Raw genomic sequence first — 11,452 nt, 5'->3', positions numbered from 1 at the left:
ACCCAGAACACCGACGGCGCTCACACGGCGCACACGTCGTCGGCCAGCGGCCCGCGCACCCAGGGCGAAAATCCTTAAAAGCTCTACCTGCAACCAAATCCAACTTCTGGCGTATCCCATGATCGCCCGTTTGTCGAGTATGATAGAGACGCCGGTATGACACCACGCTGGCGTGGTGCACAATACATGTGAGGAACTATGACAACAACTACTGACCGTATCCAAATCTTCGAGCAAGTCCTGGAAGGTTTAATGCGCCGTTACCGCGAACGGGTTCCAGACGTCACCGCGATTGCCCATGCGATGGTTGCCGAGGGGATTATCGCAACGCCTGACCAGATCGAGAACGATCATATTGCTTTCCGTACCATGGGCGTACCACACTTGGGGATTCGCTCTCTGGAAAAGATATTTCTGCACTACGGCTACGAACGTCGTGATCGCTACCACTTCCCGGCCAAAAAGCTCGACGCATTCTGGTATCATCCACCACGTCCCGATCTGCCGCGTATCTTCATCTCTGAATTGCGGGTGAATGATCTCTCACCAGAAGCAGCATCCATCATTCGTAGCTATACGGATGAAGTTACCGCCGATCCGGTTGACACCCTTGACTTAAACGACGCTGCTCAGGTTGACGATTTCCTCCATCGTCCGCTCTGGCGATTACCAACCTGGGCCGACTATCAGCGCCTGGCCGCCGAGAGTGAGTACGCCGCATGGGTGATTTATAATCGCTATTATCTCAATCATTTCACTATCACCGTTCACAACCTCCCAACCGGATATAACACGATTGCCGATTTCAATGCCTTCCTCGAGCGGCATGGTTTTAAGCTTAACGATGCTGGCGGGAAGATCAAAGTTAGTCCTGATGGGAAATTACTCCAGTCGAGCACAGTCGCTGAAATGATCTGGGCCGAGTTTGCCGGTGGCGAACGGCATCAGATTGCCGGTTCGTATGTCGAATTTGCCGAACGGCGACCACTCGATGAATTTGCCCATCTCCCTCCACACGAACTGCGCCGTGAACATCGTCGTGAAGGGTTTGAGGCTGGGAACGCCGATAAAATCTTCGAGAGTACCTACAGCACACAAACGGCGAAACGAGTCGGTTAGATGCAGAGATCGACGGGGCGAAGCATGCTTCGCCCTGTTATGATAATTGCTTCACGAAGTACCTGACGAGAGCATCTCATTCTTGACAGTCAAAGACCTCTTTGCTACATTATACACTCGATACACTTTCAACTCTCTAAAACATTCTCATTAAGGAGATATGATAAAGCGTATGGAAGAATTTCATGATCAGATTTCTCCACCCTCTGAAGTGAAAGAAATCTCTGGATCGTATATCCGTAACAAAGAAATTCCTACTTTTTTCGGTCAACAAATACTCAAAGGAGAAATTTTTGACGTTGAAAAAGATTGCATCGTTCCTGAAAGACCTATGCTTTATTACTCACATCCTCATGGCGAGATATGGATTGGAGACGCTATTGCCTGGCTGCGGTCACTGGAAACCGAGTCGGTGGATATGATCTTTGCCGATCCGCCATACAACATCCAAAAAGCTGCATGGGATACATTCGAATCGCAAGCTGCGTATGTTGAATGGTCATTGCAATGGATTGCTGAAGCGGCTCGTGTGCTGAAACCAACTGGTACCCTGTATATTTGTGGATTCTCTGAAATTATTGCCGATCTGAAACTACCCGCATCTCGCTTCTTCAGAGGATGCCGCTGGCTGATATGGCACTACAAAAATAAAGCAAACCTTGGCAGAGACTGGGGGCGTTCACACGAAAGTATTCTCCATTTTAGAAAGGATCGACAATTCACATTCAATATTGATGATATTCGCATTCCTTATGGGAATCATACATTAAAGTATCCCGAACACCCACAAGCCGAGACCAGCCAGTACAGTAGAGGTAGACGACGTCATCAGATGTGGCAGCCGCATCCACGAGGTGCCAAACCCAAAGATGTTTTGGAAATACCGACAACCTGCAACGGTATGCACGAGAAAACACCACATCCTACCCAAAAACCCGAAGAGCTTCTCCGCAAGCTGGTTCTGGCTTCGTCCAACATTGGTGATGTCATCGTTGATCCATTTCTTGGTTCTGGAACGACTGCTGTGGTGGCGGAACAACTGCAACGGCGCTGGAAGGGATGTGATATTTCGCTTGAATATTGCCAATGGGCTGTCCGTCGTGTCGAGCTGGTCGAAGATTGGCCAATTGAGAAATGGATCCAATACGATTTTGAGAATGCTGAACGAAGGAAATCTATTCGATGAGTGAAGGAACATTATCAGACTTGCAGGTCAGAATCCAAGATAAAAGTGCTTTCGGTAAGCTAGATGACTTTTATACTCTATGTGATGCGTTTTTAGCGTATATTCATCTATCTTCATAAAGTATCATTCTCAATCAGTGATCTGGATCACAAGATTAACCCCAATTCACGCGCCCGAATAATCGCTTGCATCCGATTACGCACCGCTAGTTTGGCGAGCAGGCTGGAGACATAATTTTTCACGGTACCCTCACTGATGCAGAGATGTTCGGCAATCTCGCGATTGGAATGCCCGGCGGCAATCCCACGTAAGACATCCATTTCGCGTTCAGTCAATGGTTCAGCTAAAGCCGATGAGGCGGTCGTGGGTCTAGTGGCAGCCAGACGGGTAAATTCGGCCAATACTTTGCGAGTAATGCTTGGCTGAATCAGTGCTTCGCCACGCGCAACAATACGCACTGCTGCAACAATCTCGCTGCAATCAGCATCTTTGAGCATATATCCGCGCGCACCAGCTTTCAAACCCTCGATCACAAACTCATCATCGTCAAAGGTTGTCAAGATGATAACGCCAATGTGCGGCCAACGTTCGTTAATCACCCGTGTCGCAGTCACCCCGTCCATCAACGGCATCCGCACATCCATGAGTACCACATCTGGTTGTAAACGGGCCACGAGTTCGATGGCTTGTTGACCATTAGCGGCTGTACCAACCACCGTCAGATCGTCTTCGAGGTCGAGTAAGGTCTGAATGCCCTGCCGTACTAACGTCTGGTCATCGACTAACAGAATGCGGATCATGAACTGTTCCTCCTGAGCGAGGCAATGTGATAACAAGCCGAAAGCCGCCTGTGGGCTGCGGTTCGGCTTGCATCTCTCCGCCTAACCGGGTAGCTCGTTCACGTAATCCGGCTAACCCAAAGCCAGTTTCGGCAACTGGCGGTGCAGGTGGGCCGTCGTTGATCACTTCGAGGTGGATTTTATCGGCAGTAGCAATCAACCGCACCGCTACCGTTGTAGCCTGGGCATGTTTTTGAGCATTGGTAAGACCCTCTTGCACAGCTCGGAAGAGGGTCATGGCTGTTGCCGGATCAATATCGCCGACTTCACCCTCCTGAATAAAGCTGATCTGGAGCGAAGATGCGCGACTGAAATTACGCACTAACCCGGCAATGACCGCCGGTAAAGGTTGACCGGCAACCGGATTATTGCGCATTATCGCGACACTCTGCCGCACTTCTCGTAATGCTGCCTGAGCTTCTTCGCGACAGAGGTTTAGCGCCTGTGCTGCCCGCTCTGGATCGCGGTCGAGCAGTCGAGTAGCCGCTTGCAACTGGACATATAAAGCGGTGAGATGATGACCCAAACCATCGTGGATTTCGTGGGCCAGCCGTACTCGCTCTTCGGCCACAGCTAATGCCAGTTCGCGTTCACGGGCGGCAGCTAATGCTTCATTGGCTGCCTGTAATTCAGTCGCCAATCGTTCAGTACGCACCATCTGTTCACTGAGACGGGTCAGTACTATTGAAAAAACGAGCGTAAAGATCAAGCCTAATGCAATAGATGGTATCTGAGCCACAATCAACGCTGGTGGCATCCCTCGTAACCAGAGGACACCACTCCAACTAAGAAGAAGTAATCCGCTGAGACCGAGTCCGTATCGTATGCCCAGCCCAACAACCGCCTGCGAGGCAATCACAAAGAGCAAAAATGGCAAAAACGTCCAGCCTTCATCGAGACCCAAATAATTCACGATCAGAAAAATGACGGTGCTCAGACTGAAAAAGAGCTGATTCGCCGCCAGTTCACCCAACCGCTGCTGCAATCCGTTCCAGACTGCATTCAACACCAGCAACAGACTTAAGAGCAGGATGACAGGGTAGAAACGCAGTGGTGGTAAGTGAACATGAAAAAGGGTAAAATCGACGAGCGCTACACTGATCACCGCATACGCCGCGATCATCAAGGTCTGCTGGCTACGGGCAACAACAACCGGTTCCTGATGGACTACCTTCATGGCGTTCTTCTTCAGCCTCATAACCATCTACAATGGTACCGCCCACGGTTGCAAGACGTAATACCACCAGTTGTTCAATACGCCGTCAGTCTCACCGGCCACTCTGGGCAGATGGTCGAGCCACCAGAGATGGTGTAGCCGCATATCGCCAGCGCCCCATTCGGTACAGTGCATCAGACGCGGTGGTGCACTCAGGTCGGGAAAGGCGTACCAGGCATCGGCCCGTGACCAGACACGGCGTGGGTTCCCCCAATCGTAGTCGCGAGCGCTTGACGGCGCAAAATGCACATTTCCGCACTCGTCAAGCCGCGTGAATCGTGCCCAAAGATTCCGTTCTGGCGGATGATGCCGGTACACATGCGCCATAATTGACTCGACCCGATGACCAAAATTCTCTAGCATACAACCAACGTCGCGTTCGACGTTAAAACCCATCACGATGTAGCGGCGGGCCGTCGGTAGAAACAGTGGTGGCGCATTGCACCAGAACGCATCAATCCCAACCATCCGACTCTCGTAGTAACCGGCGTAGGGAAAGCCAAATAGCCAGATTTCGTCAATCTCGCCCTGTTCAATCGCTTCAGTAAGACCGATTTCGGCCAGCAATCGCTCGTAATCGGCTTCATCGGGCTGATGAAACGGTTGTCGTCGTTCCCATGCCGCCAGGTAAGTTGCACTATTGTAGCGAAAACCATCGATTTTGACCGGAAACTCATCAAACACCCGCCGCAATACAATCCGGTAATCGGCGATTCCTCCCGAACACGCCCGCAAATCAGTAATGTACTGCTGAGCCAGCATTTCGGCATCGTTCCAGCCCATCACCCGACTCAACGGTAAACCGCCCCGCTCAGGGATCGACGGATCGTGCACGATCATAGCCACTCGGAGAGCGATTGGCGATCCGGGTCGATCACCGCGCATAATCGGCGACCGATCAGGTGGTTCACTTCGCTCTCTCCTATTGAACAGCCAATCAAGCATTGGTGGTTCCTCTCTCGACAAGACTGCGGCTCAATGTATGGTGCCACGGCGCAGGAGGCTATATCCACTCATCAAAGCAGCCAGGTTGTGATAAGATGCTAGTATGATCCGACTATTGCTGTTTCTCATTGTAACACTCAGTAGCCTCTCACTACTCGCGCCGGTTGGTATCTTTCACACTGATCCACCATCGGCTAGCACGACATTTGATCCCTTTATCGCGAAACAAACTGCCGCGATGCGGTCAGACTATGTTGATGCTGTGCTGTATGAAGCATGGGATCGTTATACGCTTCATCTCTCCCTCGATCCCGCAGGGCCACAGCTTCGTGGCGAACTGAGCGTGTACCTGACCAACCACAGCGACGTTGCGTTTGATACCATCTGGTTTCATCTCTACCCAAACCACCCTGACTTCGGTGGACGGCTTGATGTCACTTCGGCTCACATTGATGGTATTCCTGTACCGTCACGCACACTTCATGGCGATACGCTGATCGGGCTAATCCTGCCGCAAGCACTGCGGCCCGGTCACAGCGTAACAGCCTCAATGACCTTCATCGCCCGTACCCCGCGCAATGCCAGTCAGCGCAGCTTTGGCGCCTACAATATGGAAGTCGGAGTCTGGTCAATTGCCTCTAGTTACCCTTTGCTCGCCCGCTACATTCCAGGCATCGGCTGGGATACGCGCCCGATTGAAGCACGTGGCGACTTCACGGTGAGCGCAATTGCGCTCTACGATGTCGTTGTAGACGCACCGACTGACTGGCATCTGGTAAGTAGCGGCACGCGCATCGAACATCACCAAACATCCGAACAACGTCAGATTGCGCGCTTCGTCAGCGGCCCTCAGCGAGAGTTCTACTTGGCTGCGCTGCAAGGACTGGAGCAAATGTACACCGAAGTTGATGGTATTCGCGTGGTGAGCTATGTCCAACCAGGTGATAAAGCAGCCGGCGCTCAGAGCCTGGAAATCGCCGCCAGAGCATTACGCGCTTTCAACCAACGTTTCGGCGCATACCCCTACAACGAATTCGAGATCATTCAGGCCGCGTTAACGCAGTTCTACGGCATGGAATATCCGGGTGTGGTGCTGATCGAGCAGCGCCTCTACCGTCGTGATGATCAGTTGTTAGAGACAACCATCGTGCACGAAATCAGTCATCAATGGTGGTACGGATTGGTGGGGAACGATGCCCAAGGCGAGGCATGGCTTGATGAAGGCCTGGCGAGCTACAGTCAGATTCTCTACTACCAGATGACTGACAGACCAGCACAGGCTCAGGCCGAACTCGATGCCTTTCGCGCCACGTACCGTCGTCTGCGTGAACGTGGCGGTGATGCACCGCTAGCGACACCACCGGCAGCGCTACATAATGGTCGTTACGTACCGGTTGTGTATGCGAAAGGGGCACTCTTTTTCCATGCGTTACGCCAACGCATCGGCGAAACAGCGTTTGATCGCTTTTTACAGGAATATGTGACGACCAACAGCTTCCGCGAAATAGCAGGACCTGATTTGCTACGTGCCGCCGAGCAGGCGTGTGCATGTGAGCTAGACGATCTGTTTCACGACTGGGTGATAACGGCGGCGGAAGTGCCTATGCCGTAGAGGAGTGGGTGAAGATCTCCTTCACGGCAGTTCTGTGATATTTCTTGCTGATTCTTTCCATTGTAGGAGTATTTTAGGAAGTGTTTATTTGTGTACCACAGGTTCAACTGCGTGCCATCAACACCCTGATAAAGATGGCGACCGGGCTGGTAGAAGAAAGCAGGTTTCATCATCAAAACAACAGAGTAGGCCGTTATGGACAACGACACACTTGACTTTATCGCATACAGTACCGTACAACCCTCCATTTGCACCAGTGGACTATTCCGCGCGTTGGTCAACCGCTACACAAGTATCGGATATACCTTGACTCGTGGGATTCCGTATCCCATCTCGGCACCGACCAATATCCTGTACACCGAAACGGAGATCGATGCAGCAATCCGGCACGCCTGTGATTTTTCGCGCCGTCGTCGCATTCTCAATCTGTGGCGGGCATCGTTTTCCTTCGCGTTGCACCTCGCGCAACCCACACCGGACGTTATCACCTGGACGCTGTTTGTATGGAGGGATATCTTTTTTCATGCCGACCCTGACCGCACGGAACAGCACGCACGCGAAGTACTCAATGCCGTTACCATCGCTGTTGAGATGCTCCCGACGCACTACGGGTGTCTGGCGACGCTCCACTATCCACCGACGGTTGAGCAGGTCTTGAACGGCAATATCTCAAGGTTATATCCGATAAATTACTTCGGCGATCAGTTGCTCGCCCAGATCGGGCGCGCACGGTTGGAACAGGCACCAGCCTGGCTCAATGTAGACGTTGGGCTAGGGCGCCTCATCGTTCCTGACCTGAATGCTATTTACCAGGGTGATACTACAACCGTGCAGGCAGCCAATCGCTATCTCTTCGGGGATACTCTTCCATTGACCACAGATGGAAATGGTGAAATCAATTGACAGTGCCGCCGTATTGGTGAAGTAAGGGCAGTATGAATATGTTCACTCCTCCGGAATGCGAAGATTTCACGTATTTCAGGACAGTTCTGGAAAATGTGTTTTGGCTTGAAACACTGCTGGTTCTAGAAAAACAAAAATTTATAAAATCCACAACCGACAATAAAGAGAAACTCGCCCTCAGTGAAGGACGAGAAATCAAGGGCAACTTTTCACCAAATGAAAAGAGTGGTACGGGCTTGCCGGTCATGCGTGTAGGCATGACTGTAAAACCATACGATGGTACTCCAATACAGAACGTTCAGAGGTCGTGAAGTATAACACTCGTTACGTATCTAAACGTTATACGAGATGCCGTAGAGAACTTCCTACTAGGTCAGAAGGTGCGTCAACAGCAACATCAGTACATTTTGACAACCGGTAGGAGAATGATGGTAGGAACATTGAGCGACTACAGCTCGTTGCTCGAACGATTTCTAGCAAGAGCTATCTGTAGAGAAATTACAGCACCCCTATCGCACCCTGTTCAAAAGCAAAATTCTGCGGTAGAGATCGCTTGTCTCTCTCACGCTTTCGAGAGCGCGTGGGAGTCGAACCCACCGGCGCAGTTCGTCACTCCGCCCAACGGTTTTGAAGACCGTGACAGCCACCGGGCCATATGCGCTCTCAATCGAGATTGTAGAGAGAGCCGTACAGATTGTCAACTCTGGTACCTGAGACAGCGGATGGGTCATACCAACAAGTTCACAGCCGCAGGCAATACTTCAACGTCAACGCGCTGGGCAGCAGTCGCGATGACCTCACCATCGGTCGCAACTGGGATCGGGGTCGAGCAGGTGACTTCAATTCGGCGTGCACGTGTCATCATAACCTCCGGTTCATTGGTATGTACACCGCGCATCAGGAGGGGTATCTTACGTAACGCACGGGAGATTGGCATTGTATCGACCATACAGAGATCGAGTAAACCATCATCAAGTTGTGCATCGGGGGTTATCCAAAACCCTCCTCCCTGACAACGACCATTACCGACACTGGCAAAGAAGAGTTGGCGACTGATCTGCCGACCATCAAAACGCACCGTCATTGGACCAGGACGATACGTTGCCAGTGCACGAAGTGATGCGATCAGGTAGACGGCAAAGCCGCGTAAGAGGGGAATTTTAAGGCTCTCGACGGCAACTGCCGCGTCGAGACCCATACCGAGACCGTTTATAAAGTAGCGAGTCAGGGTCAAGCGTCCGGCTCTGACACGAATCCGCCCAACATCAATCGACCGCGTCTGGTTAGCAACAATGCGTTGCACAGCGCCCACGATGTCGTTCTGTTTAAAGCTGGGGAACGATTTGATAAAATCACTCCCTGTGCCAAGTGGGACGATGCCCAAGGTCACCGGCACCCGCTTACCCGCCTGGAGAATACCGTTGACAACCTCATTGATCGTGCCATCGCCCCCTACGGCTATGATTCGGGTGTTTCCCCGATTGATTGCCTGGATCGCCAGCTCGGTAGCACCACCACGGGCGTGAGTTGTAAACAGTTCGTACTCGAGATTGTGTTTACGCAGTTCGGCTTCAATGATACGCCGCCGCCGACCGGCCAAACCACGTCCCGCTGCCGGATTAAGAATGACTGTTGTCATACGCGCCGCCCCGCGCATATTCAAAAGAAACGATTGCGAAATATTGAGATGGATTCAGAGCGGAATGCTCTCTGATAAACTACTACCCATCCACCGTCGTTCAGGTGCATGTGCAACACGATGCTGGGCAAGGAGCGCTATATAGGAGTTCCTGACGATCATATGTCATCGCACCAGGCGGGGCAATTACTGACCCGCCCACGATAAGAGCCTGCTGATCGTATACAAAAACAACCACCGACTACCAGGCGAGGCAGAAATGCTTGCCCACCGTGTAACATGTTGCAGCAACTACAACTGGCGCTCCTTACCCACTTACCCGATCCGAACAGGGTCACCCAGCACCGACGTTAGATTGAAACCCCTAATAGATCGGCGACGGTGAAAATGTCTTTATCGCCGCGTCCAGAGAGATTGACCAGAATGATCTGGTCAGGTCGCATTGTTGGCGCCAGACGCACCGCTTCAGCAACCGCGTGAGCACTTTCCAGCGCCGGAATAATACCTTCAAGCCGGGCCAACAACTGAAACGCTGCTAGTGCTTCATCATCACTGGCCGCTGTGTACGTTGCACGTCCACTGTCGTGTAGCCAGGCATGTTCAGGACCAATACTGGCGTAGTCGAGACCTGCGCTGACCGAATGGGTCAGTGCAATTTGACCAGCTTCGTCTTGCAAGACATACGAGTAGGTACCCTGCAAAACACCGGGTGTTGCTGCGCGAAAGCGGGCGGCATGCTCACCGAGGCGATCACCTTTGCCACCGGCTTCCACACCACGCAGGGCTACGCTATGGTCTTCGAGGAATGGGTGAAAGATGCCAATCGCATTCGAGCCGCCACCAACACAGGCCACCACGACATCTGGTAAGCGCCCGGTAGCGGCCAGGATCTGCTCGCGTGCTTCCAGACCAATAATCCGCTGAAAGTCGCGCACCATCGTCGGGTAGGGGTGCGGGCCGAGCGCTGAACCGAGGAGATAGTAGCTATCGGGATTGGTAACCCAGTCGCGCATAGCTTCGTTAATCGCATCTTTGAGCGTGCGTGAACCGCTACTGACGCCTCGTACTTCTGCGCCTAGCAGACGCATACGAAAGACGTTTGGCCGTTGGCGAGCCATATCGTCCACACCCATATAGACGACACACTCAAGCCCTAGCAGAGCACAGACGGTCGCAGTGGCAACGCCATGCTGACCGGCCCCGGTCTCGGCGATGACGCGCCGTTTTCCCATCCGTTTCGCCAATAACCCCTGACCGAGGGCATTATTGATCTTGTGGGCGCCGGTATGGGCCAGGTCTTCGCGTTTGAGATAAATCTGTGCACCACCGCAATGCGCAGTCAGGCGAGCGGCTAAGCTTAGTGGTGTTGGACGACCGGTGTACGTGCGGTGCAGATTCGTCAATTCGGCCCAAAAGTTCGGATCGGCCTTTGCCTCTTCATACGCCGCTTCAAGCGCACTAACTGCCGGCATCAGTGTTTCAGGAACGTACCGCCCACCGTAAGGGCCAAAACGCCCCGGTCGTGAAGCAACCTCGTGCATGGTTCAACTTTCTAGCCAGGGCGCGTTGAAAACGCACCCCCTTACACTCCCACCCAATGCGTATCTCAACCTGTCAGTATCTCGTCGAGCCGGGCTTACTTCTGGATCAGACTCTCGTCTTTGTTCTTCTCACCCTCTTCAAGCAGCATGATCGGGATGCCATCTTCAATCGGATAGCGATACCCATTCCGCCGGTTGACCAACCACTCCTTGCCGTTGGCATCAACCATCAACTCGACTGGCCCCTTATCACCAGGATCGGCCAGCATACTGAGTAGCTCTGGGCTAATGCTGCCACGTTGCCCACTGGTATTGGTATTGCTGTTAGTGGCCGGTGTGAGGTCGAAAACACTATCTTCCTGATACTGACGAACAGCTCGGAAGATGGCAATTGCTAACCCGATCACTGCTGCAATGCCGAGGATGCGCAGCACCTTTTTCATAGCTTGTTC

General features: G+C 52.5%; 11 protein-coding genes and 1 tRNA gene. 5 read left to right on the top strand and 7 right to left on the bottom strand.

From position 1 onward, the window contains the following. The first annotated feature begins 198 nt into the window (after window positions 1-198). Together JE47_RS0105860 and JE47_RS0105855 are read left to right on the top strand one after the other, a co-directional pair. Window positions 199-1,119 (top strand): DUF1338 domain-containing protein, encoded by a 921-nt coding sequence (locus JE47_RS0105860; RefSeq protein ID WP_031458859.1) that lies wholly within the window; start codon window positions 199-201, stop codon window positions 1,117-1,119. Between the two features lie 331 nt (window positions 1,120-1,450). Beyond that, window positions 1,451-2,305, top strand: coding sequence for a site-specific DNA-methyltransferase (locus JE47_RS0105855; RefSeq protein WP_051871076.1), 855 nt, complete (start codon window positions 1,451-1,453; stop codon window positions 2,303-2,305). Window positions 2,306-2,451: 146 nt separating this feature from the next. On the opposite strand, the gene JE47_RS0105850 is transcribed toward JE47_RS0105855, so the two are convergent. From JE47_RS0105850 to JE47_RS0105840, 3 genes are read right to left on the bottom strand one after another with little or no spacing between them, the layout of a single operon-like run. Continuing rightward, on the bottom strand, window positions 2,452-3,105 hold the full coding sequence (locus tag JE47_RS0105850) for a response regulator (protein ID WP_031458857.1): 654 nt from the start codon (window positions 3,103-3,105) through the stop codon (window positions 2,452-2,454). Continuing rightward, window positions 3,080-4,321 carry a sensor histidine kinase gene (locus JE47_RS0105845; protein ID WP_051871075.1) on the bottom strand — a complete coding sequence of 414 codons (1,242 nt, stop codon included), beginning with the start codon at window positions 4,319-4,321 and terminating at the stop codon, window positions 3,080-3,082. Before JE47_RS0105845 ends, JE47_RS0105850 begins: the two co-directional genes overlap by 26 nt. A gap of 27 nt (window positions 4,322-4,348) precedes the next feature. Continuing rightward, the gene (locus tag JE47_RS0105840) at window positions 4,349-5,305 is read right to left on the bottom strand and encodes a hypothetical protein (RefSeq protein ID WP_031458855.1); all 957 of its coding nucleotides are present in this window, start codon (window positions 5,303-5,305) and stop codon (window positions 4,349-4,351) included. Window positions 5,306-5,408: 103 nt separating this feature from the next. Here JE47_RS0105840 and JE47_RS0105835 point away from each other — a divergent pair, with 103 nt between their 5' ends. From JE47_RS0105835 to JE47_RS0105825, 3 genes are all read left to right on the top strand, one after another. Beyond that, window positions 5,409-6,917: a M1 family metallopeptidase gene (locus JE47_RS0105835; RefSeq protein ID WP_031458854.1), complete on the top strand. Its 1,509-nt coding sequence runs from the start codon at window positions 5,409-5,411 to the stop codon at window positions 6,915-6,917. Between the two features lie 195 nt (window positions 6,918-7,112). Beyond that, window positions 7,113-7,820, top strand: coding sequence for a hypothetical protein (locus JE47_RS0105830; protein WP_031458853.1), 708 nt, complete (start codon window positions 7,113-7,115; stop codon window positions 7,818-7,820). Between the two features lie 32 nt (window positions 7,821-7,852). Beyond that, window positions 7,853-8,131: a hypothetical protein gene (locus JE47_RS0105825; RefSeq protein ID WP_031458852.1), complete on the top strand. Its 279-nt coding sequence runs from the start codon at window positions 7,853-7,855 to the stop codon at window positions 8,129-8,131. A gap of 259 nt (window positions 8,132-8,390) precedes the next feature. On the opposite strand, the gene JE47_RS21540 is transcribed toward JE47_RS0105825, so the two are convergent. The 4 genes from JE47_RS21540 to JE47_RS0105810 form a co-directional block, all read right to left on the bottom strand. Further along, window positions 8,391-8,485, bottom strand: a tRNA-Sec gene (locus JE47_RS21540). A gap of 62 nt (window positions 8,486-8,547) precedes the next feature. Then, window positions 8,548-9,459 (bottom strand): diacylglycerol/lipid kinase family protein, encoded by a 912-nt coding sequence (locus JE47_RS0105820; RefSeq protein ID WP_031458851.1) that lies wholly within the window; start codon window positions 9,457-9,459, stop codon window positions 8,548-8,550. 350 nt (window positions 9,460-9,809) lie between these two features. Then, window positions 9,810-11,000, bottom strand: coding sequence for a tryptophan synthase subunit beta (gene trpB / locus JE47_RS0105815; RefSeq protein ID WP_031458850.1), 1,191 nt, complete (start codon window positions 10,998-11,000; stop codon window positions 9,810-9,812). 95 nt (window positions 11,001-11,095) lie between these two features. Then, window positions 11,096-11,443 (bottom strand): Trm112 family protein, encoded by a 348-nt coding sequence (locus JE47_RS0105810; protein ID WP_031458849.1) that lies wholly within the window; start codon window positions 11,441-11,443, stop codon window positions 11,096-11,098. Window positions 11,444-11,452: the final 9 nt, after the last annotated feature.

The organism is Chloroflexus sp. MS-G (assembly GCF_000735195.1).
GTDB lineage: Bacteria > Chloroflexota > Chloroflexia > Chloroflexales > Chloroflexaceae > Chloroflexus.
The sequence above is the reverse complement of the archived record's forward strand: the minus strand, read 5'-3'. Positions and strand labels throughout refer to the sequence as shown.